This is a genomic window from Bradyrhizobium genosp. P (genome assembly GCF_049949265.1).
Lineage (GTDB): Bacteria > Pseudomonadota > Alphaproteobacteria > Rhizobiales > Xanthobacteraceae > Bradyrhizobium.
Window position 1 is genome coordinate 7,455,343 of the sequence record NZ_CP188195.1, and the last position, 20,919, is coordinate 7,476,261.

The 20,919-nt window shown below is 61.8% G+C and carries 20 protein-coding genes; 7 read left to right on the forward strand and 13 right to left on the reverse strand.

The features are described 5' to 3' along the window. Window positions 1-210: 210 nt before the first annotated feature. Complete coding sequence (locus ACP2YO_RS35745) at window positions 211-1,650, forward strand: FAD-binding oxidoreductase (RefSeq protein ID WP_426435785.1); 1,440 nt, start codon at window positions 211-213, stop codon at window positions 1,648-1,650. Window positions 1,651-1,703: 53 nt separating this feature from the next. Here the strand turns inward: ACP2YO_RS35745 and ACP2YO_RS35750 are convergent, their stop codons facing one another. The 7 genes from ACP2YO_RS35750 to ACP2YO_RS35780 are packed head-to-tail and all read right to left on the reverse strand — an operon-like array spanning window position 1,704 to window position 8,901. Further along, window positions 1,704-2,720, reverse strand: coding sequence for a CobW family GTP-binding protein (locus ACP2YO_RS35750; protein WP_426435786.1), 1,017 nt, complete (start codon window positions 2,718-2,720; stop codon window positions 1,704-1,706). Then, window positions 2,717-4,297 carry an amidohydrolase family protein gene (locus ACP2YO_RS35755; protein ID WP_426435787.1) on the reverse strand — a complete coding sequence of 527 codons (1,581 nt, stop codon included), beginning with the start codon at window positions 4,295-4,297 and terminating at the stop codon, window positions 2,717-2,719. Before ACP2YO_RS35755 ends, ACP2YO_RS35750 begins: the two co-directional genes overlap by 4 nt. Continuing rightward, complete coding sequence (locus ACP2YO_RS35760; RefSeq protein WP_426435788.1) at window positions 4,284-5,240, reverse strand: branched-chain amino acid ABC transporter permease; 957 nt, start codon at window positions 5,238-5,240, stop codon at window positions 4,284-4,286. Before ACP2YO_RS35760 ends, ACP2YO_RS35755 begins: the two co-directional genes overlap by 14 nt. Continuing rightward, window positions 5,237-6,124 (reverse strand): branched-chain amino acid ABC transporter permease, encoded by an 888-nt coding sequence (locus ACP2YO_RS35765; RefSeq protein ID WP_426435789.1) that lies wholly within the window; start codon window positions 6,122-6,124, stop codon window positions 5,237-5,239. The genes ACP2YO_RS35760 and ACP2YO_RS35765 overlap by 4 nt, the downstream gene beginning before the upstream one ends. Window positions 6,125-6,147: 23 nt before the next feature. Further along, window positions 6,148-7,359 (reverse strand): ABC transporter substrate-binding protein, encoded by a 1,212-nt coding sequence (locus ACP2YO_RS35770; RefSeq protein WP_426435790.1) that lies wholly within the window; start codon window positions 7,357-7,359, stop codon window positions 6,148-6,150. A 34-nt stretch (window positions 7,360-7,393) separates the two neighbouring features. Next, on the reverse strand, window positions 7,394-8,128 hold the full coding sequence (locus ACP2YO_RS35775) for an ABC transporter ATP-binding protein (protein WP_426435791.1): 735 nt from the start codon (window positions 8,126-8,128) through the stop codon (window positions 7,394-7,396). After that, the gene (locus ACP2YO_RS35780) at window positions 8,125-8,901 is read right to left on the reverse strand and encodes an ABC transporter ATP-binding protein (protein WP_426435792.1); all 777 of its coding nucleotides are present in this window, start codon (window positions 8,899-8,901) and stop codon (window positions 8,125-8,127) included. Before ACP2YO_RS35780 ends, ACP2YO_RS35775 begins: the two co-directional genes overlap by 4 nt. A gap of 201 nt (window positions 8,902-9,102) precedes the next feature. Between ACP2YO_RS35780 and ACP2YO_RS35785 the strand changes: the two genes are divergently transcribed. Beyond that, the gene (locus tag ACP2YO_RS35785) at window positions 9,103-9,672 is read left to right on the forward strand and encodes a LuxR C-terminal-related transcriptional regulator (RefSeq protein WP_426435793.1); all 570 of its coding nucleotides are present in this window, start codon (window positions 9,103-9,105) and stop codon (window positions 9,670-9,672) included. A gap of 20 nt (window positions 9,673-9,692) precedes the next feature. Here ACP2YO_RS35785 and ACP2YO_RS35790 read toward each other — a convergent pair whose 3' ends face one another. Beyond that, a complete protein-coding gene (locus ACP2YO_RS35790) occupies window positions 9,693-11,162 on the reverse strand; it encodes an NAD-dependent succinate-semialdehyde dehydrogenase (RefSeq protein WP_426435794.1) in 1,470 nt (489 codons plus the stop codon). Between the two features lie 177 nt (window positions 11,163-11,339). On the opposite strand from ACP2YO_RS35790, the gene ACP2YO_RS35795 reads away from it, so the two are divergent. The 3 genes from ACP2YO_RS35795 to ACP2YO_RS35805 all read left to right on the forward strand — a co-directional run bounded on the left by ACP2YO_RS35795 (window position 11,340) and on the right by ACP2YO_RS35805 (window position 13,872). Next, complete coding sequence (locus ACP2YO_RS35795) at window positions 11,340-11,684, forward strand: tRNA-binding protein (RefSeq protein ID WP_426435795.1); 345 nt, start codon at window positions 11,340-11,342, stop codon at window positions 11,682-11,684. Between the two features lie 151 nt (window positions 11,685-11,835). Further along, entirely contained in the window at window positions 11,836-13,140 is a 1,305-nt protein-coding gene (gene gabT / locus ACP2YO_RS35800) for a 4-aminobutyrate--2-oxoglutarate transaminase (RefSeq protein WP_426435796.1), read from the forward strand. Window positions 13,141-13,377: 237 nt separating this feature from the next. Next, entirely contained in the window at window positions 13,378-13,872 is a 495-nt protein-coding gene (locus ACP2YO_RS35805) for an Lrp/AsnC family transcriptional regulator (RefSeq protein WP_426435797.1), read from the forward strand. Between the two features lie 549 nt (window positions 13,873-14,421). On the opposite strand, the gene ACP2YO_RS35810 is transcribed toward ACP2YO_RS35805, so the two are convergent. Together ACP2YO_RS35810 and ACP2YO_RS35815 are read right to left on the reverse strand one after the other, a co-directional pair. Continuing rightward, a complete protein-coding gene (locus ACP2YO_RS35810; RefSeq protein ID WP_426435798.1) occupies window positions 14,422-15,117 on the reverse strand; it encodes a winged helix-turn-helix transcriptional regulator in 696 nt (231 codons plus the stop codon). A gap of 170 nt (window positions 15,118-15,287) precedes the next feature. After that, entirely contained in the window at window positions 15,288-15,599 is a 312-nt protein-coding gene (locus tag ACP2YO_RS35815; protein WP_426435799.1) for a hypothetical protein, read from the reverse strand. A gap of 583 nt (window positions 15,600-16,182) precedes the next feature. On the opposite strand from ACP2YO_RS35815, the gene ACP2YO_RS35820 reads away from it, so the two are divergent. Further along, window positions 16,183-16,611 carry a PaaI family thioesterase gene (locus ACP2YO_RS35820; RefSeq protein ID WP_426435800.1) on the forward strand — a complete coding sequence of 143 codons (429 nt, stop codon included), beginning with the start codon at window positions 16,183-16,185 and terminating at the stop codon, window positions 16,609-16,611. 301 nt (window positions 16,612-16,912) lie between these two features. Next, window positions 16,913-17,290 (forward strand): RidA family protein, encoded by a 378-nt coding sequence (locus ACP2YO_RS35825; RefSeq protein WP_426435801.1) that lies wholly within the window; start codon window positions 16,913-16,915, stop codon window positions 17,288-17,290. Between the two features lie 501 nt (window positions 17,291-17,791). Here ACP2YO_RS35825 and ACP2YO_RS35830 read toward each other — a convergent pair. From ACP2YO_RS35830 to ACP2YO_RS35840, 3 genes are all read right to left on the reverse strand, one after another. Beyond that, a complete protein-coding gene (locus ACP2YO_RS35830; protein ID WP_426435802.1) occupies window positions 17,792-18,082 on the reverse strand; it encodes an EamA family transporter in 291 nt (96 codons plus the stop codon). Between the two features lie 134 nt (window positions 18,083-18,216). Further along, on the reverse strand, window positions 18,217-20,394 hold the full coding sequence (locus tag ACP2YO_RS35835) for a molybdopterin cofactor-binding domain-containing protein (RefSeq protein ID WP_426435803.1): 2,178 nt from the start codon (window positions 20,392-20,394) through the stop codon (window positions 18,217-18,219). Window positions 20,395-20,408: 14 nt separating this feature from the next. Beyond that, the gene (locus ACP2YO_RS35840; RefSeq protein ID WP_426435804.1) at window positions 20,409-20,861 is read right to left on the reverse strand and encodes a (2Fe-2S)-binding protein; all 453 of its coding nucleotides are present in this window, start codon (window positions 20,859-20,861) and stop codon (window positions 20,409-20,411) included. Window positions 20,862-20,919 lie beyond the last annotated feature (58 nt).

Sequence of the window (20,919 nt, forward strand, 5' to 3'; positions counted from 1 at the left end):
CGCAGCACAATCTACCGCCGGCGTAGCATCGATTATCCGCTCGGGAACCGGAGCAACTCCGTATCGGAGGGGATCAACACAAAGCTCCAGGAGTGACAACTGCCGAACATCGCGCCATTTCGGCAGAGCCTTCTTCGAAATTGCAGCCGAACGGCAAGCGCTGCCGCGCGAATGCGCGATGGTGACCCGACGCCAATCGGGAGCCGCAGCATGTCCTACTCGATACAAATTCACGCGTTTCGCGAGATTCTGGACCAGACAGGCGTCGTAGAAGATTCGGAGCGGATCGCCACCTACACCACGGATCAACGCCAGCTCTTCACCGGCTCGACCTTCGCAGTGCTCAAGCCTGCGACCACGAAGCAGGTCGCCGGCATCGTGAAGCTGGCGGCCCGTCTGGGCATCGGTATCGTTCCGCAGGGTGGCAACACCAGCTACTGCGGCGGCGCGACGCCGGACGCTTCCGGACGGCAGATCATCGTCAGTCTCGAGCGGATGGACAGGATCCGCGAAATCGACCCCCTCTCCATGAGCGCCTCGGTTGATGCCGGCGCCATCCTGAAGAACGTCCAAGACGCAGCCGCAGCCGCCGGGCTCCTTTTGCCGCTCAGCCTCGGCGCTGAAGGAAGCTGCCGGATCGGCGGCAATATCGGCACGAACGCCGGCGGCCTGTCCGTCGTCAAATACGGAATGACGCGCGACCTGCTCCTCGGCATCGAGGCGGTCCTGTCGGACGGCACCGTGGTCTCCGACATGCGCAAGCTGCGGAAGAACAATACCGGTTACGACGTCAAGCAGTGCTTCGTCGGAAGCGAGGGGACCCTCGGTATCATCACGGGCGCGGTGCTGCGTCTCGCGCCCTTGCCGGCTCGCCGCGCGACCGCCTGGCTGATGCTCACCGCGGGCGCCCCGCTGGCCGAGCTCCTCTCGTTGGTCCGGCGCCAGTCGGCCGACCTCCTCACCACGTTCGAATTCATGACGGCCAGATCGATCGCGCTCGCGACCGACGCGATGTCCAATCCGCCATCCGTCGGGGCCGGCCCAGGCGGTGCCGTGCTCGTCGAGCTCGCCTCTTCCTCCGATCACCTCGATCTCGACGGACTGATGGAGGCCATCCTCGGCGAGGCAGTCGAATCCGGCTGGGTCGATGATGCCTATCTTGCCCAAAGCGGATCCCAGCGGGCCACGATGTGGGAGGTACGCGAGACGATTCCGGAGGGCGAGAAGCGCCGCAACGGATCGGTGAAGCACGACATCTCCGTGCCGCTCTCGGCCATTCAGCGCTTCCTGAACCTGGCCGGTTCGCAGGTGCGCGCCTATGACGCCGATCTCGAACTGTCCGTCTACGGCCACGTCGGCGACGGCAATCTGCATTTCAACGTGCTGGTCCCTCCGGACGCCGACCGGCTCAAGTTCACCCTCGAGATCGAGAGCAGCTTGTCGCTGCAGCTCTACGACACCGCCGCTTCCCTCGGCGGCACCTTCAGCGCGGAACACGGCGTCGGTCGGTTCAAGAAACATCTCCTGGAGAAGTACGGCGATGCGGGCCGAATCGCCGCGATGCGCCGGATCAAGACCGCCTTCGACCCATCGGACCTTCTGAACTCCGGCGCGGTAGTCAGCCCGTTCGAGCACGGCAGCTTCCGCTGAGATGATGTTCGGTGCCTCTCGTCCGAGCGACATCGGTGGTCCTCCGGCGCCGCTCAGGCGGCGCGCCTGGATGTGATCTTCAGGGCTGGTCTGACTTCCGCCGAGTAGGCGGCCGACATGGTGGTCAGTTCATCCAGGTCGACATCGCGAGCGATAATGACGATTCCTCGTCCCGCCGCGAGATCGGCTTCCGCCCAGCGAGGCTCCGCGAACGTCGTGCCGACGCCGTCGATCAGGATCGGTCTTGACACGCCCCCCACCGACACCAGCCCTTTGACGCGCAGCAGCCTATCGCCGCAAAGCCCAGCGAGATCTTCGAGCCAATCGCCTAAATCGCCCCACGGAACGGGGCCCGGCCATTGCGCGAGGAAGACGCCGAGCCGTGAGTGATCGGTGGCAGCGATCGCCTGAAATCGACCAAAAACGGACTTTGCTTCGACCTCGCTCGGCGCAAACGCGGCACGGGCGCGATCCTGCCTGTCCCCCGTCGTGACCAGAGCAGCCGCTGGATTGAACTTTCTGGCAACGCGCTCGGCAGCGGCGATGCCGCCGGCAGAGACCCGGTCGAGCTTCGTAACGACGATGGACCTGGCGGCCGTAAGCTGCGCCGACCGGATCGGGAACAGCACGTCGGCCGCTTCCGGATCGACGGCGTCGAGCGTCGAGACGATACGCAGTCGGTATTCAGCCCGGTCGTAGCGCATCAGCGAGCGCAGTATGGGGCCTGGCATCGCCAGTCCGCTCGTCTCCAGGATGATACGGCGAAACTCGCCAGCGCCGGCTTGGCGACGAGTGACGAGCAATTCGTCGATCGCCGAATGAAGATCGTCGCCGAACGAACAGCAGACGCAACCGTTCCCAAGCAACGCCATCGGAAGATCGCGCCGTCCGGAGGCGACAACGGCCCCGTCGACATTGATCTCGCCGGCCTCGTTCACGATCACACCGGTGTCTGCGGAATCAGGCAGGGAAAGATAGTCGCAAAGCAACGACGTCTTGCCGCTACCGAGGCTGCCGGTCAGCAGGACGAACTCCGGCGTCGTGGGCCGGTCATGCAAGCCGGTTCTCAAGCCGCCCTCCGGCGCGCTTCGACCATCTCCTCGACGTCGGCAAGAAGCTCGGCTGGGTCGAAGATCGAGCCTTCCTTGATGACGCTGGAGATGCTGCGCTTCCACGCTACCGACGCGGTCGGGTCGTCCAGTCGCATGGCGCCAGTTCCATAGAGAAGCTTGAAATCGTTGAGCGGATTCTCGTCGTGCACCAGGATGTCGGCGAATTTTCCGACCTCAAGCGTTCCGACGTCGTCCTGGACGCCGAGAAGCTCAGCGCCCCATGTGGTCGCGGCCCGCAATACCTCTAGGGGCGTAAAGCCGGCCTCCTGCAGCAGTTCGAGTTCGCGGACCAGGCCGAAGCCGTACGTCTGAAACATGAATCCGGAATCCGAGCCGACGCAGACGCGCCCTCCGAGATTCTTGTAGTCGTTGACGAACCTCATCCACAGCCGAAACGTTTCGCGCCACTCGACCTCGTTGGTGGTCGACCAGCGGTACCAATAGGCGCCGTGCCCGCCTCGCTGCGGCTGGAAGTAGGCCCACAGTGTCGGGTCGGTGAAGCGATCGTGCCAATCCGCACGGCGGGTGCGCATCAGATCGCGATTGCCGTCATAGACGTTGAAGGTGGGAACGAAGGTGTGGCCGGCCACGAGAAACGCCTGGAGTACCTCGTTCCACTTCTGCGAGCCGGGCTGCGCCGCCTGGAGGAATGTCTGACCGGCGGTCGAGAAGCGGAGGTATTCGTCGTTGTAGTCGTACTCGGGCGGGAAGGATTGCAACGTCTGACCGTCCAGCAGCGCCTCGGGAATTCCGTATGAATGCTCCGTGCTCGTCAATCCCCATTGCGCGGTTCGCAGCGAGTTCATACGACCAACTGCGAGTTGCGCGTGATGACAACAAGAACGTAGGCCCAGACTCGCGCATTGTTCCAGCGCTGCCTTCATCATTGCTGGCGGAGCTCCGAAGAACTTGATGCCGTCCGCCCCCCGGTCCTTCACGGCTTGGAGCCACCTGCGTGCTTCGTCGGGAGTGTGAATCGTCTTCACGTAGTCGTTCGTGCCGGGGAACGGCGCGTAGGCCATGATGCGAGGAGCGTCGATTCGGTGGTCAGCCGCTGCCTGCTTCTGCTCGAGCGTCCACTTTAGACCGTTGAAGCAACCAGTCTCGCGGACGGTCGTGACCCCGTGCGCCAGCCATAGTTTGTAGACATAGTCAGCGCTCGGCATGGGCCCGTTCTCGGCGTGGAATGGCGCACCGATGTGGGCATGGGCATCCACCAGGCCGGGTGTCAGAAATTTGCCGGTGCAATCGATCTCGAAGTCGCCTGCAGCGGGACGTCGGTCCGGATTGATCGGCAGCCTCGGCGTGCCGACCTTCTTCAGCACCGTGATCCGGCCATTCTCGACGACCACGTCGGCAGGCCCCCATGGCGGGGCACCGGTACCGTCGATGATCGAAGCTCCACGCAGCACCAGTCGTTTGAACGGGCCGCGCCCTCGGGTGCGGGCCGTTGCAGCCTCGACCTGAGGCAGGCCGGCCGCCGCAAACATCCTGGCGAATTCTTCGCCGACGCCATCGGTGTCAGGTCGCGTCATCGAGTATCGCCTTCTTACCGTAGCAGGCGTCCAGAGCGGAGCGCGACGAGCTCAGGCCAGACCGTTCGTTGGTCATCCGGAACGCGCCGTCGGGTCGCAACTGCATGACAAGGATCAGAGTGACGGCGATCGCGAACTCGCGAAGCGATGCGATCTGCACAGCATCCAGTCCCGGGAGCACGGCTGCGATGAAGCGGGTCGCTTCGAGCAAAGCCACCAGGGCCAACGAGCCGACCACGGCACCCGCAAGGCGGGTGTAGCCGCCGACGGTGACAGCAAGGAAGATGTAGATTGTCAGTTGGGTTATGAAAACGTCGGGCGCGATGTAGCTGGTGAAGTGCGCATAGAGCGCGCCACCGAGCCCGGAGAGTGCCGCCCCGATTCCGAACGCCTGGAGCTTGAGCCGGAGCACCGACTTTCCGGCCACTGCCGCGACCTGCTCGTCGTCGCGTACTGCGCGCAACGCCCGCCCGAAGGGGCTCCGAAGGAGCCAGCTGAGCAGCAACGCGACGATACCGACGAGAGCCCAGGTCAAAATGAGATAGAAGACGGGAAAGGTATCCCCGAGATGGCTCTTGAGCGGCGCCACGATACCTGAGATCCCGTCGCTGCCCTTCGTCAGCCATTTCTCGTTCGTTTCCGCCAAACGCAGGATCTCGGCAAACCCGAGGGTCACGATCGCGAGATAGTCGCCGCGCAGATTGCGGACGACGAAGCACAGAGCCACGCCCACCGTGGCTGAAACGGCAGCGGCCGCCATCCAGTCGATCCAAATCGGATACCCCGCGCCGGAGAGCAGCGCCGACGTATAGGCACCCAAGCCTACGAACCCAACGAGGCCAAGGTTCACCAGCCCGCCCTGCCCCCATGCCGTGACCAAGCCGAGGGAGAGCAGAGCGTAGAACCCGGCGATCGTGCCAGCGAATACGAGATAGGAGATCATTTTCGTACTCCCGAGACGCCAGAGAAGATGCCGCCCGGACGCGCGAGCAAGGTGATCAGGATCGCGACGAAGGCTGTCAGCGACTGATAGACCGGCGGGAGGACCAGAAGACCCAATTCGCCGATGACGCCCATCAGAAGTGCGCCGGCGACCGCTCCCGGAAGGCTCGTCAGACCGCCGACGACGCTGCCGGCGAAGATCAAGAGGATCAGCCGGGATCCCGTCGAGGGATCGACGCTGGTGTCGATCGCGAGGAGTGCGCCACCGACGCCAGCCAGTCCCATGCCGATGAACGTGGCGAGGTTGGCGAGACGGACCGGTTCGATACCCTTGAGCCGCGCGAGATCGACGTTGTCGGCGACGGCGCGCATGGCCTTGCCCAGTTTGGTGAGCGAGAAGAACAGCGCGAGAAGAACGGCAAGCCCGATCGCGATCTCGAGGTTGTGCAACTGCTGAAGCCCGATGCGGATGCCGCCGACCTTCATGTCGCGGGCGATCGGCATGTCGAAGCTGTTCAGGTCGCTACCGAAGAAGAAGCGATAGGCGTTCTCCAACGCCATGTTCAGGGCGATCGAGACGACCGCCACCATCAACGGCGTCTGGGCGCTCGGTTTGCGCCGTATCGGAGCGAGCGCTATGCGGTCCGTCACGACGCCCAGGGCCCCGGCGACAAGGAAGGCGATGATCAGAACCGGCGCAAGCGGCAGATGGAGCGTCGTATTCGCCAGCCAGCCGGCGTATGCGCCGGCCGTGAGTTGCGCAGCGATGCTGAAGTTGACGAAACCCAGCACGCTGAAGATCAACGTCAGACCGAGCGCCGGCAACGCGATGAGCGCGCCGACAATCAGTCCGTTCACCAAATACTGCAGCAGGTCGGTCAACATGGCGTCCGCTCTCGTTCGCTTCGTCAACCGACCTTACGAACGACGAGCTTGCCGTCCTGCACCTGCTCATAACGGAAGAACACGCCCTTCACGTCGCCGTTGTCGGCGAATTCGAGCGGGCCGCTCGGACCGTCGTAGTTCACCTGTCCACCGCCGGTGACCGTCTTCAGAGCCTCGACCGCGTCGTCAGTCCGCTTGCCTTCCCCCTCGGAGATCGCGCGCAGATTGTCGCGGACCACGGTTCCGCTCGCCTGTCCGGACGTCGCGCGCGCAAGCGCCAGCGATGTCAGGACGACGTGATCGTAAATCTGGCAGGAGTAGCTATCGAGAGACGGCCGCTTGATCTTGGCAACGAGGCGCTTATAGGCTTCCGAGTTTTCCGCGGCGGATGGAATGAGCGAATAGGCCCCTTCGGAGACCTCGGCGGGAACGGCCTTCGTCAGAGCGTCGTTGATACCGAAGGAGAAGCCGATCTTTTTACCCGTATAGCCAGCACGGTAGAGATCCTTGAGGACGACCGACGTGTCGGGAACATAGCCGCCAAGCACGATGACGTCCGGGGATTCCTTGAGCGCCTGGTCTACCTCGGACCTGTAGCTCGACTTCTTGTCTTCGTAGATCAGACCGCTGCCCGATCCGCCGGCGGCCTTGAAGATTCCGGAGATAATATCGATGTAGGTCTGCGCAAACGGGGTCTGCGGACCAAGGAAGAACATCTTCTTGCCGCCGAGCTCGACCGCATATTTGCCGACGCTGGTGCCTTGAAGGGTGACGGTAGGTGAAGTCCGGAAGATGTAGCCTTGATGCGGTAGCTTGGTAATGCTGTCGGCACCCGATGAAGTCAGCAAGACGGTCTTTCCTTCCCAGCACAGCGGCGCGATGGCCGACGTCACGGCCGACGCGTACGAACCTCCGATCGACACGACCCTGTCGACGTCGATCAGCTTGTGTGCGGCACGCACCGCGGCCTCGGGATTGCTCTGGTCATCCTCGATGACGACCTGAATCGGACGACCGCGTACGCCGCCCGCGCCATTTATTTCGCCCTCCGCGATCTTGGCCACCTGGCCCATGGTGGCGCCGAACTGGCTGGTCGCCCCCGTGAGCGGGATGATCAGGCCGATCTTGATCGGATCGCCCTGCTGCGCCCATGAGCGGGAGAGGCTCGACGAGAGCATGAGTCCACCGACGCCTATGCCGGCCTGCAGGAAAGTACGTCTATCCAAATTCGACATGTTCAACTCCTCATCGTTCGTCAGCTGCAATCATTCAATGTCGGTGCGCGACCGCCGGAGCGGCCCGCCCCAGGAACAGATGCCTGATCTCGTCGTCCTGGATCACGGAGGCAGAAGCATCGTCGAGGACCTTCTTGCCTGCGACGAGCACGATGCCGCGCGTTCCGTACTCCAGCGCCAAAAGCGCGTTCTGCTCGACCATGAGGATCGCCAGACCGCTTGCGGCGAGATCGCGGATCAACACGAAGATATCTTTCGCGGCTGCTGGCGAGAGACCCGCCGTCGGCTCGTCCAGAAGCAGGACGCTTGGGTTGGTCATCAGGGCGACCGCCACCGCCAGCACCTGGCGCTGACCACCGGAGAGATTGCCGGCCTTGTCGCGGAGCCGCCCGCGAAGCATCGGAAAGCGGCTCAACTGCTCTTCGATCCGGCTCTTCAGCCCGGACCGCAGCAGATAACCGCCCATCTCCAGGTTCTCCTGGACCGAAAGGCTGCCGAATACGTTTCGCTCCTGCAGCACGAAGCTGACGCCGCGCTCGCAGGCAGCATGAGCGTCGCCGGCGGGAAGAGCAGTCCCGTCGATCGAGACTTCGCCGGTCCGCTTCGGCAGAAGGCCAGCGAGCAGCTTCAGGAACGTCGACTTGCCGGCGCCGTTGGGGCCGATGATGACGGCAAGATCCCTGGGCGCCACCGTGATATCCACACCCTTCACGATGAAATCGGCGGTCGCGTATCCGCCGCAAACAGCGCTCGCATTCAGCGTCGTCATTGCAGTTGCACTCCGAGATAGCATTCCTGCACGCGACGATCGGCCGTCACCTCGTCGAAGCTGCCCCTCGTCAAGAACTTTCCTTCAGCCATGACGATGACGTCGTCGCAGAGCCGCTCGATGAGCTCCATCTCATGCTCGATCAGCAGGATGGTGACGCCCGACTCTCCGAGCACGGCAAGCTGCTCGGCGATCTCGCCGACGAGGGTGGGATTGACGCCGGCCATCGGCTCATCGAGCAGGACCATCATGGGCTCCGCGAGCAGCACCCGGCCGATTTCGAGCAGCTTCTTCTGCCCTCCGGACAAGTCGGTAACGAGGTTGTCGAGCACGTGGTCGAGCCTTAGCCGCTTGGCGACCGCATATGAGCGCTCGCGCAACTCTTCCTCCCGCCGGCGGACGGCTCCGGGGCTCGCCAGAGCCCGGAACACGCCCTCGCCCGCCTGCCGCGGCCCGTACAGCATGAGATGCTCGAACACCGTCATGAGCGGGCACCCGCGCGCGAGCTGAAACGAGCGCACCAAACCGGATCGGGAAACGACTTCGGGACGCGCACGGGCGATATCGGCGCCGTTGAAGCGCACGGCGCCCGAGAAGCGGTCGACGAGACCGGAGATGCAATTGAAGATGGTAGTCTTGCCGGCGCCGTTGGGGCCGATCAGACCGGTGATGGTGCCCGCTTCGACGGAAAAACTCGCGCCGTCGAGCGCGCGGACGCCGCCGAAACTCGCCCTGATATCGTTCACCTCGAGCAACGACGCTGTCGTCGTCATCGGTACACCTCGTGACGTTCCACCGGACGGATGAAGGGTTCAGTTCGCCTTTGCGCCGCACCCGCCGGATTTTTCCCGGCATTTCTATTTAACTGTTTCCACCCATCACCTATTCGGTTAGGTTACCTGTACCTATACACTTAGTGCTATAGGTGTCGGACACTTAAGTGTCCGGCCGGAACCGAAGGCCGGGGAAGAAACATGAGAAACGCGCCCGCCGACATCGACTTCCGCCGCGCGTTTCAGGACGCACCCGTCGGCCAAGCCATCGCCAGCAACCGCGTGATCACCGCCTGCAACAAGGCGTTCGCCGAGATATTCGGCGGCAAGCCGAACGAGTTCACAGGGACGACGTTCGAGCGGCTCTATCCAAGCCACACGCATTTCGAAAGCGCCGGCGTGCGCGTCGGCCCGCTGCTGGCGACGGACAAGGTGTTTTCGGACGATCGCGTGATGCGCCGCCTCGACGGCGAATTGTTCTGGGTCCACGTGCGCGGGTTCACGTACACGCCCAAGGACCCGCACCGGAACACCCTGTGGGTCTTCACGGAGCTGTCGAACCGGCAGCCGAAGAACCTCACGATCCGCGGCTCGCTGACGCCGCGCGAGCGCGACATCGCTGCGCTCCTGATTGAAGGAAAGACCGGCAAGGAGGCCGCGCTCTCCCTCGGAATAAGTCCGAGGACGGTCGACATCTACAAGACCAGGCTGCTGCGCAAATACAGCGTCACGAACACGCCGGACCTGGTGCAGAGACTTCTCACCGGCTGACGCCGTCGGGCTCCGCTTGCTCATCGCGCAGTCAGACCGCCGATGTGGAAGGCCTTGATCTCCAGATATTCGTCGATGCCGAACCTGGATCCTTCGCGACCGATGCCCGATTGCTTGATGCCGCCGAACGGCGCCACTTCGAGCGAAACAGATCCGGTGTTCAGACCGACCATGCCGAATTCCAGCCGTTCGGCGACGCGCCAGGAACGATTGATGTCCGAGGTGTAGAAGTATGAGGCCAACCCATACGGAGTGGCATTGGCGATCTGAATGGCTTCGTCCTCGTGCTTGAAGCGGAACAGGGGAGCGACGGGTCCGAAAGTCTCCTCGTTCGCCAACTGCATGCTTACCGTCGCGTTCGAGAGCACGGTCGGTTCGACGAACTGGTCCTTCGATCCGGTCTTTCCGCCGAGCATCAAGTTGGCGCCGTTGGAGAGCGCGTCATCGATGTGCCGACGGACCTTGTCGACCGCGGCGCGGTTGATCAGCGGCCCGATAGTGACCCCTTCGCGCAATCCGCTGCCGACCACCAGCTTCAACGTCGCGGCCAACAGACGGTCGGCGAATTTGTCGTAGATTCCCTCCTGAACGAGGACGCGGTTCGCGCAGACGCAAGTCTGGCCGCCGTTTCGGAACTTGCTTGCCATCAATCCCGAAACGGCGAGATTGACATCGGCATCGTCGAACACGATGAAGGGGGCGTTGCCGCCCAGTTCGAAACTGACACGTTTGACCGTGGAGGCCGACTGCTGCATCAGGAGTTGCCCGACGCGCGTGGATCCCGTGAAAGAGAGCTTGCGGACCAAAGGGTTCGACGTGAGCTCGCCGCCAATCGCCTGAGGCATTCCGGTCACCACCGAGAACACGCCCTTCGGAATGCCGGCGCGCTCCGCGAGCACGGCCAGCGCTAGCGCGGAGAACGGCGTCAGTTCGGAGGGCTTGGCGACGATTGGACAACCGGCGGCGAGAGCCGGACCGGCCTTTCGGGTGATCATCGCGTTCGGAAAGTTCCAGGGAGTGATCGCGGCAGATACTCCCACCGGCTCCCTGAGGACAAGAATCCGGCGATCGGACGTCGGCGCCGGAATGGTGTCGCCGTAGAGGCGTCGCGCCTCTTCTGCGAACCATTTGATGAATCCGGCTCCGTATCGGATCTCCCCGCCCGATTCCGCCAGCGGCTTGCCTTGTTCCATTGTCATGATCAGCGAGAGATCGTCGATGTTTTCGAGCATCAGGCGGCTCCACTCTTCGAGCAGCAGTCCCCGCTCGCTGCTGGGAAGAGCGCGCCAGGCTGGCCAGGCCTCTTCTGCCGCCTTGATGGCCTGTCGGGTTTCTTGTGCGCCCAAGGCCGGCACCTTACCGATCTCGGCGCCGGTGGCCGGATCAACAACCGCGAGTGTGGCGCCCGCGGCGGCATCGACCCAGGCACCGCCCGCGAAAGCCTGCTCACGAAACAGACCTGAATCCTTCAAACGCTCGCCTAGCGACATGGAGACCTCCCGAATTGAGGCCTTCAGCATCGCATCCTCGCGCTCGCAGGCTCTGCCGATGAATCCTCACCGACACGCCGATATTGCCGTCTCCGCCCCTCTTACGAAATGTCCTGCTGCGCCCAAGTGATCTAATGAGCTTTCAGGGCGAGCCGCCGGGATCGACGGAGTGAGACCATGACCGACCTCAAGCCTCTCGCCACTTACGACGACTTCGCACGGCTCGACATCCGGATAGGCAAGGTCGTGGAAGTCCAACCCTTCCCCAGAGCGCGCAATCCTTCCTACAAGGTCGGCGTCGACGTAGGAGCGGAGCGGATCATGTGGTCGAGCGCACAGATCACGAACTACACGCCTGAGACGCTGATCGACACGCGCGTCGTCTGCGTCTGCAACCTCGGTCCCAAGAATATCGCCGGTTTCACGTCCGAGCTCCTTATCCTCGGCGCGAAGGATGCCGAGGGCAATGTGATCGTGCTGAGCCCCCGCAGCGATGTCGCGGTCGGAGAACAGATCTTCTAGGACGACAGCACGGCTTGCGGTTTGGCGGTCAATGACGACAGAGCATGCTGTCTGGCCGCCGTCTTCGGCAAATTGATCGATGCGAGGTGCTTAGGATCCAGACAAGGCCGGCGCCGGTCGCCAGGCCGATGCACCAGCAAGGGATCACGCCATGTCAGCCGCTCAATCTACCGCCGGAGAACTCGCCGCACTGCGCAGCGCCAACGTTCCACGCGGTGTTCTAACCGCCCACCCGATCATGGTCGCCCGCGCCGAAGGTGCGCACGTCTGGGACGTCCAAGGTAAAAAGTATCTCGATTTCGTCGCCGGGATTGGCGTGCTCAACGTGGGGCACAATCATCCGCGCGTCGTGGCCGCGGTCAAGAAGCAGCTCAAGGACGTCACGCACATGGCGTTTCAGGTTGCCGCGTACCGGCCGTACCTCGAGCTCGCCGAAAAGCTCAATCGCCTGGTCGGTAAGGGCGAAGCCCACAAGACCATTTTCCTGACGTCCGGAGCCGAGGCCGTCGAGAACGCCGTCAAGATCGCCCGCGCCTACACCAACCGCTCCGCCGTCATCGCGTTCAGGGGCGGCTTTCATGGCCGTACCATGCTGGGCATCAGCCTCACCGGCATGAGCCAGCCTTACAAGCAAAACTTCGGACCGTTCGCCTCCGAGATCTTCCACACTCCGTTCCCGGACGCCTATCACGACATGACTACCGAGCGGGCGCTTGAGGCTCTCGACGAAGTGTTCGCGACCCAGATCGCTCCGGATCGCGTCGCCGCGATCATCATCGAGCCAGTGCAGGGCGACGGTGGCTTCTTGCCGGCTCCGGCACCCTTCCTTAAAGCGCTGCGCGAGATCACCAAACGGCACGGAATCGTCCTCATCGCCGACGAGATCCAGACCGGCTTTGGCCGTACCGGCAAGCTATTCGGGTTCGAACACTCCGGGATCCAGCCCGATCTGGTGACGGTCGCCAAGAGCCTCGCCGGCGGCTTTCCGCTCTCCGGCGTTGTCGGCCGAGCAGACATCATGGATGCTCCCCTGCCCGGCGGTCTCGGCGGCACATACGGCGGCAATGCCGTCAGTTGCGCCGCAGCGCTCGCCGTCCTCGAGGCCTTTGAGAAGGATGGTCTGCTCGATCGTGCCGAAAAGCTCGGTCAGCGACTTCAGGCCGGACTCTGCGAAGTAGCCAAGAAGCACTCGGTCAACGGCAACGTGCGCGGCCTGGGCTTCATGCAGGCGATCGAACTGGTCACCGACCGGAAGACCAAGACGCCGGATCCGGATCGCGCCCAGCGTGTGATCGACAATGCCCGTGCGCGGGGGCTACTGGTGATCAAGTGCGGCGTTCACCGCAACGTCATCCGGTTTCTGGCTCCTCTCGTCGTATCGGACGAGGATCTCGACAAAGCTCTCGGGATCATCGACGTCTCACTCTCGGCAGAAAGCGTGAAGGCGGTTGCCTAGGTCGAACTCTGTCCTGAAAGAGCCGGACACTTAAGTGTTCGGCTCTCTCACGGCGCACGCAGGCCACGCTATAATGACCCAAACGTCGGCGTTCGAAGCCATCTGGTCGCTGTGCCATGGAGACACGGTGGGCACGAGGCGGTTCGCTCGCGTCGCTCGTAGATTTCTGAAGCCGTATAGCCAATCCTAACAAAGCGGCCCGCACGACAGATTAGCCAGCAGCAAGGAGACGTTTGATTGAATGGCTCGCCGAAGCTCGACCGGATCGACTTGAATATCTTGGTCCAGTTACAGAAGGACGGCAGGATGACCAATGCAAATCTTGCAGACGCCGTTGGCCTTTCGGCGAGTCCTTGCCTGCAGCGCGTTAAACGCTTGGAATCGGCCGGCTACATCACGGGTTACGGCGCGCAGATCAACCTTGCGAAACTCACCGAGAGCATAACGGTATTCACAGAAGTCACCCTGATCGATCACCGCAGGGAAGATTTCGTAAAATTCGAGGCCAATATGCGCAACGTCGACGAGCTGATGGAGTGTCATCTTGTCAGCGGTGGTTACGATTACCTTCTCCGTTTCGTGTGCCGCAACATCACCCATTATCAAGAGCGGATGGAGAACCTGCTCGAACGAAACGTCGGGATTGAAAAGTACTTCAGCTATATTGTTTTGAAATCACCCATTGTGAAGAATGCCCTGCCCCTTAAGGCACTGCTCGATCCCTCTCAGTGAGCCTCACGCCATTTGCGCGATGAAATCCGCAGCAATACTCCGCTAGTAACAATCAGGTAGAATACAGACCTTGTTCAGGATAAGCCGAGGCTCGCGGCTTTGCTTAGCTAACCCTGCACGCGAAACGACTTCACCAGCTACGCCAAACTACGCGATAGCATCCGACTGCACTACGCCCACTCGATTGTTTAAAGCGCGCATAGCGTATTGAAATTCCACCGAAATTGTTTCTGCGACCAAAAATATTCCGGCTATGGGTGCGTCAAAAAGTTACGCTTTTGATTTCAAAGGGAAAATCATCGCAAAAATATTTTTGTGGTTTCGCCAGCTATCGGCGACATTCGGTCGATTCTAGCGACTCAACGCGGACGGCGCCGTGTTCAACCTCTCTCTGAAAAGTACCGTCACCAATCGCTTCTAATAGGAAACGGATAAGTTCTCCAGCGTGCTGCTGCCCGCATAGCGAACGGCCCATGACGCTCAGTCGTGGCGTTGGACATTCGCCACTCCTCGACTGGCTCATCGGCACCGTTCTTGACCTGCCCTCGCTCAAAATGCTGCCGCTCGTCGCGGCTGAGAACTGGCGTCGACCGGCAATACATCCGCGAAAAGATACCGATCAAACCATGTCGGAAACGCGCGGGCCAGATCGCGCTTTCCAGAAAGCTCGAGCCCCAGCCGTTTCGCTTCGATGAAGCTGGCGTCCCCCCGCCACCACGCAACTAGAACTGGTAGCTTCGCGCGCACGAGCAACGGCTCGGGGAACCCGGGGTTCACCAGACAAAAAGATATTTCGGATGCTTTGAGCAGCAGAAAGCGTGGCCTCATACCGTCGATCTCGAACCGAACGACGATCGGTCGAAAGGGGAGCGCATCGCTCCGCACGCGCCGCTGCATATCGACGAACAGCGGCTCTGCGTCAAGATTTTCCTTCTCGGGCTGACGCGGCAGGAAGCGCTGACCCCATGTGCCCAAGGCCATGACGACGGAGCTGATCTCCTTCCCGGACGCAGTGAGTTCATATTCCGGCCCCGAGTTTCCATCGTGGCGCTCGACTGCGCCGATAGCGATCAGTTCCTGGAGCCTCTCCGACAACATGGTTTTGGAGATGCGAGGAATGCCTCGGCGAATGTCGTTGAAGCGTCGGCTCCCGCAGAGCAGTTCCCGCACCACAAGCAGCGTCCAGCGTCCACCCAAGACTTCATGGGCGCGCGCAATCGAGCAAAACTGTCCATAACCGGCCATCGCGGCAGACTACCATGTATGGCCGAGTTGCACAGGTCCGGAATCCGTACCCCCGCGCCACAATCGCACCTGTCAAGATGCGAGAGCGTGGCAAGTTCAGAAGGGTGCAAGCATGGCCCAGGTGCCCACCCTCCGATTGAATCCGGCTAATGGTTGTGTCGCGACGAGTATTAAGTCTCGTCGGTGACGACGATGATCGTCGGCGCGCCGCCGGAACTGATCGACGCGGCGTGCTCCAGGGCTTCCTTGCCGCCCTTGGACGTTGCACAGCTTTTCAGTGCATCGATCGTCGGAAAGCTTACATCGGACATCAAATGGTAGGGCGGTGGCGCAAACGCCGGCCCGACCACGCGCTTGGTGGCGACACCTGTCGCGCTGATGAGTCTCGAGCCGGCGTAGGAAAGATGCTCGTCATGATAGGCGCGCTCAAACGCCACGGCGTCTTTGGGGATAGGATAGATAATGAGGAGATGAGCCGACATGGTGCGTTCCTTCCTAACCATGAGTGAAGTTGCGAGAGAGTATGGATTTAACGGCGTTGTCGGAGGGGTATGGAATTCTGACCTTGCTCGTTGAACGCCGCCCGGGTGTGGCGTCGCCACGCGAGACCGAGCCGATCGGTCGTCTCGGAAGCCGCTATCGCGACGAACAGGTGTGATCGCGGCAAACGATGCGGCGACGCCTGTCGTCCGAGTCCACCGTCGTTCCGCTCCGTCGCTTCGTGCGGGAGAACAGGATGCTACGACGCGTCTTCCGCGTTGCTGCGGCCAGCGTGGGAATGCCTATCGCTTCGGCTTCCTCAGTCTAGGCGGCGGTCAATAGTACGGTTGCACCCAGAGGCTTCCTTGACGATCAATGATTTCGACCGGCGCGTCTCTGCCGGTGACATGTTCTTCGCCCCACTGCGTCAGCGCCAGAAACCTCGGCGAAGCGGTCCGGATTACGCACCCAACGCGCCAGTATTTCGGAGCGATAATATCCTCGAACGGCCTACATAGGAATCGAGGACATTTTTCGGTGCACGGCTCTCGTTGCTTGCCGCGCACATTTCAGGAGAGCAGATCAATGGATATCAAGATCCCCGAAACACTGGACGCCTGGAACGCAGCCGGCGCCGATTATCTCCCCGGTCTCCTTGGGATGCGCTTTCGTAAAGTAGAGGCTGATGAAGTTGTCGCGACGCTTGAGGTAAGCCGCGCCGTCCTCGCCTGGCATGGCTATCTGCACGCCGGCACCGTGACGTCACTCGCTGACACTTGCTGTGGTTACGGGACTATGCGCGGCCTTCCGGCCGGCGCCAGTGGTTTCACCACCGTGGAGCTCAAGAGCAACCTAATCGGAACGGCACGCGAGGGCATCTTGGTCTGTACGGCGCGTCCGATACATAAAGGACGTACCACGCAAGTGTGGGACGCCGAAGTGCGCCGCGATGCCGATGGCGTCGCAATCGCTTACTTTCGCAACACGCAATTGGTCCTGTGGCCGAAAGCGTGATTGGCAGTCGTCGGCTACGCCGTAACCCGGCTCCGTCCGGAGTCGATGCTGAGGGGCTCGCCAAGGTAGAAGAACGGTTCACCGACAGCGAAGGACACTTGCTCGCCCACAGCACGACCACGTGTCTCATTTTTGGGGCGCCGAGCGATTGAGGTATGGCTTACCAAATCCAGCGTTATCCTGCCGAATTGATCGACGTGGAGCGCATCGGTCAGGCCGGCGTGCTCACTCCTGAGGAGCGCGGACTGAGCCGCACCAAAGTCGCCATCGCTTCGCGGCAACATATGCTTCAAAGAATCCGATGTTCGCTGCCGCCGGCGGGACGATCTTCGACAAGTTCCAGTATTCGTCCGCAGTGAAAGCAGGCGGCCTGGTCTTTGTGGCGGGACAGATCGGTCTCAACGCTGACGGGACTATCCCGGAGAAGCCGGAGCAACAGTTTATCAATGCGTTCGAGCGTCTGAAGCTGGTGCTTGAGGAAACCGGCAGCGAGATGACCGACCTCGTTGAACTCGTCTCCTATCATGTGGGGCTCAGCACGCATCTGGCGGAGTTCGCCAAAGTCAAAAGTCAGTATGTCCCCGAGCCGTTTCCCACGTGGACAATCCTCGACATAGCTGGTCTTGCTCGCCCCGGTCTTATTATCGAGATTAAGGCGGTAGCTGTCGCCGAGGGCTGAACGACGAGCCATTTCTCAGCGGTGCCGATTCCGTTTGAGTCGGCGCCGGTTCGATTGACAAGACAGGCTCTGCCCATCAGGCCACCGCTTCTCCCTCAGCTTGGTTTAGTGGGTTGAGAAACAGCCAACAAATATCCATCAGCTGGCAACTGTCCATCTTGCGCCAAACCCTGCCGTTTCTCGAAAACTGGAGCTTTAGACGCCCCGCCCTTCTGTGCGATTAATTGCGCCGGGCAATATTTCTTCAGCTGCGCAATCGTTCGATATCGGCATCTATCGACCTCAATCGCTCGCTCCTCAAAGCCGTCACGTGTTCAATAACGCGTACGATTTGATGAATCAGAAATTGATGCCTACTGAAAACCGGTCGCCACAACTGATCGGCACAAGTTCTCAAGCGCGCAAGCCGTTGGGATTCGCAACCAGCGATGCTGACATTCGCTGATTGGTAGCCATTTGATAAATCAGCCGAGGTGTATTCAGCTTGAAAGTCGCAAAAAACTATAGCACTTTCAAAGGCCGTTCTGACATTTTCGGTGTTTTGGCCCCTTTGAGATCATTACAGGATTTCTCGTTGTCAGAATGGCGGTTGCGAACCCCATGGCCTCCACTTGCAATGTAGACACCGCCCGAAATCAGAAGCATTGCAATCCAGTCGCTTGTTGCTGGCCGTTCGCCGAGGATCGGGATAGCCAAGAGTGTCGTCATGACCGGGGATAGGGCCGCGAACGCCGAGCCGTTCGACGCGCCGAGAATGCTGACCGCGCGTCCGTAAAGCCAAAACGAAATCACTGGAAGACATGGGCTGCCGCTGCTTGTCGAACCGGCGCCTACCCGCGCCGGCCTTAGTCGAAATCACCGCGAGATTCGATGTGATCGCGGCTCTGGCCTTGCGTTGCTGAAAGCTGATCAGCACCTCGGCTAAGTCAAGTCGAGGATTTCAGCAGCTCCGTATTGATGGGCAGCGTCCGAATGCGCTGGCCGGTGGCGGCGAAGACCGCGTTGGCCACGGCCGGGCCCACTGCGGCTGTCGCGGTCTCGCCGATGCCGCCAGGGGCTTCTGCGCTCTTGACCAGATGGGTCTCAACCACCGGCACCTCATCGATGCGCATGGGCAGATAGGTGTCGAAATTGGCTTGCTCGACCCGTCCGTTCTTCAGCGTAATGGCTCCGTGCAGCACGGCGGTAAGGCCGACGATCGCACCGCCTTCGACCTGCGCCGCAATGGTGTCGGGATTGACCTGCAGGCCGCAGTCGACGGCACAGACCAGGCGATGGACCTTGACCCCGCCATCTTTGGCGATCTCGACTTCAGCCACCATCGAGACGTAACTGCCGAAGGCGAACTGAACCGAAACGCCGCGGCCGCGGCCAGCCGGGAGCGCCTGGCCCCAGCCGGCCTTGTCCGCAGCCAGGGTTAACACACCGAGGGCACGCGGATTATGGGCGAGCAGCGCCTTGCGATAGGCGACCGGATCGGTCTTGGCCGCGGCGGCGAGTTCGTCGATGAAGCTTTCAACCACGAAGACATTGTGGGTTGGGCCGACGCCACGCCACCAGGAGGTCGGGATGCCAGGCGGCTCGACGCGGACATAGTCAACATGGATATTGGGGAGAGCATAGGGCGGCTCGGCCGCGGCCTCCACGGCGTCGGAATCGATCCCGTCTTTGAAGGCGGGCGGGAAGAAACGCGCCAGAATCGAGGAGCCGGACACCCGATGGGTCCAGGCCACCGGCTTGCCGGACGCGTCAAGCCCGGCCGACAGCCGGTCATAGTAATAGGGCCGGTACATGTCGTGCTGGATGTCCTCCTCGCGGCTCCAGATCACCTTGACCGGTCCATCCACTTGCTGCGCCACTTTGACGGCGTGGGCGACGCCGTCGGGCTCCAGCCGGCGCCCGAAGCCACCGCCGATAAGGTGGTTATGGAGCTTGACCTTTTCCTTAGGCAGTCCTGTGATTTGCGCGGCCACGGCCTGGGCCCTGGTCGGCACTTGCGTTCCGACCCAGATGTCGCAAGCATCCTTCCGCACATGCACCGTGCAGTTCATCGGCTCCATTGCCGCATGCGCGAGAAATGGCAGCTGATAGATCGCCTCGATGCGCTCTGCTGCGCCGGCCAGCGCTTTCGGGACATCGCCTTCGTTGCGGGCTACGGCGCCCGGTTTCTTTGACGCCTCGTCGAGTTGACGGACGATGTCGGCACTGCTGAGCGTGGCATTCGGTCCATCATCCCACTGGATAGCAGTGGCCGCGAGCCCTTTTTTCGCGGCGCCCATATGATCAGCTACGACGGCCACGGCTTCGTCGGTCTTGACCACCTGGCGCACGCCCTTGACCGCAAGCGCGGCAGCTTCGTTTAGCGATTTCGGCTTGCCACCGAACACCGGTGAGATTGCGATCGCCGCAAATTTCATACCCGGCAGCTTCACGTCAATGCCGAACTCAGCCTTGCCGACGACCTTGTCCGGCGTATCGATCCGCTTTGCCGGCGTACCGATCAGAACAAAATCCTTGGGATCTTTGAGGGCCAGGCTGTCGGGCGCGGGCACGGGCAGAGTGACCGCGGCATCGGCGAGCGCGCCATAACCGAGATGGCGCGAGCCCGTGGCATCCGAGACGACGCCGCGCTGCGCGCGGCAGGTGGCGGGATCGATGCCCCATTGCTTCGCCGCGGCGGCGATCAACAATGTGCGGGCGACTGCCCCCGCCTGGCGCAACGGTTTCCAGAAGGCGCGGACCGAGGTCGAACCGCCGGTGATTTGGCCTCCGGTCAGGGAGTTGCCGTAGAGCGCATCATCCGGCGGCGCATGTTCGACCCGGACCTGATCGAGGCCGACCTCCAGCTCCTCGGCCAGCAACATGGCTTGCGCGGTGTAGATGCCCTGCCCCACTTCGACCATCGGCATCACCATCGTCACCACGCCTTGTCGGTCGATGCGGATGAAGGCGTTCGGCGCAAATGCGCTGGTGTGGTCCGCTGCCATGGCGGGACGGAGCACAGGCGGCAGAGCGACGGTCAACGCAAGGCCACCGCCGAGGGCCGCACCCACCTTGAGAAAACCGCGGCGGTCGAACCGGGAGGTCAGCGAAGTATCGAGCATGATCAATCCTCTCCTCAGGCCGTGGCGCGATGGATCGCGGCACGGATGCGTTGATAGGTGCCGCACCGGCAGACGTTACCGGACATGGCGGCGTCGATATCGGCATCAGTCGGTTTTGGGGTGCTCGCGAGCAGCGCTGTGGCCGACATCAGTTGACCGGACTGGCAATAGCCGCATTGCACGACTTCGAGATCGAGCCACGCCTGCTGCAGAGCCTTGCCGTGCTGCGTCGCGCCGATGGCCTCGATCGTGGTGACGGCGCTGTCGCCGATACTGTCGATCGTTGTGACGCAGGAGCGAACGGCTTGCCCGGCGACATGAACGGTGCACGCGCCGCACAAGGCCGCACCGCAACCGAATTTAGTGCCGGTCATGGCGAGCACATCGCGCAGTACCCACAGCAGCGGCGTGTCACCGTCGACATCGACCTCGCGGTCAATTCCATTTACCTTGATTTTATAGGTCATGACAAACTCCATTCTGGTGACATCGCCGCGACGTGCGTCCGTCTCTCTAAATTTTGCG

Coding starts and splice junctions, on each gene's coding strand:
- ACP2YO_RS35745 (WP_426435785.1), top strand. CDS start 211: ATGTCCTACTCGATACAAATTCACGCGTTTCGCGAGATTCTGGACCAG.
- ACP2YO_RS35755 (WP_426435787.1), bottom strand. CDS start 4,297: ATGACGCGACCTGACACCGATGGCGTCGGCGAAGAATTCGCCAGGATG.
- ACP2YO_RS35760 (WP_426435788.1), bottom strand. CDS start 5,240: ATGATCTCCTATCTCGTATTCGCTGGCACGATCGCCGGGTTCTACGCT.
- ACP2YO_RS35765 (WP_426435789.1), bottom strand. CDS start 6,124: ATGTTGACCGACCTGCTGCAGTATTTGGTGAACGGACTGATTGTCGGC.
- ACP2YO_RS35770 (WP_426435790.1), bottom strand. CDS start 7,359: ATGTCGAATTTGGATAGACGTACTTTCCTGCAGGCCGGCATAGGCGTC.
- ACP2YO_RS35775 (WP_426435791.1), bottom strand. CDS start 8,128: ATGACGACGCTGAATGCGAGCGCTGTTTGCGGCGGATACGCGACCGCC.
- ACP2YO_RS35780 (WP_426435792.1), bottom strand. CDS start 8,901: ATGACGACGACAGCGTCGTTGCTCGAGGTGAACGATATCAGGGCGAGT.
- ACP2YO_RS35785 (WP_426435793.1), top strand. CDS start 9,103: ATGAGAAACGCGCCCGCCGACATCGACTTCCGCCGCGCGTTTCAGGAC.
- ACP2YO_RS35790 (WP_426435794.1), bottom strand. CDS start 11,162: ATGTCGCTAGGCGAGCGTTTGAAGGATTCAGGTCTGTTTCGTGAGCAG.
- ACP2YO_RS35795 (WP_426435795.1), top strand. CDS start 11,340: ATGACCGACCTCAAGCCTCTCGCCACTTACGACGACTTCGCACGGCTC.
- gabT (WP_426435796.1), top strand. CDS start 11,836: ATGTCAGCCGCTCAATCTACCGCCGGAGAACTCGCCGCACTGCGCAGC.
- ACP2YO_RS35810 (WP_426435798.1), bottom strand. CDS start 15,117: ATGGCCGGTTATGGACAGTTTTGCTCGATTGCGCGCGCCCATGAAGTC.
- ACP2YO_RS35815 (WP_426435799.1), bottom strand. CDS start 15,599: ATGTCGGCTCATCTCCTCATTATCTATCCTATCCCCAAAGACGCCGTG.
- ACP2YO_RS35820 (WP_426435800.1), top strand. CDS start 16,183: ATGGATATCAAGATCCCCGAAACACTGGACGCCTGGAACGCAGCCGGC.
- ACP2YO_RS35825 (WP_426435801.1), top strand. CDS start 16,913: ATGTTCGCTGCCGCCGGCGGGACGATCTTCGACAAGTTCCAGTATTCG.
- ACP2YO_RS35835 (WP_426435803.1), bottom strand. CDS start 20,394: ATGCTCGATACTTCGCTGACCTCCCGGTTCGACCGCCGCGGTTTTCTC.
- ACP2YO_RS35840 (WP_426435804.1), bottom strand. CDS start 20,861: ATGACCTATAAAATCAAGGTAAATGGAATTGACCGCGAGGTCGATGTC.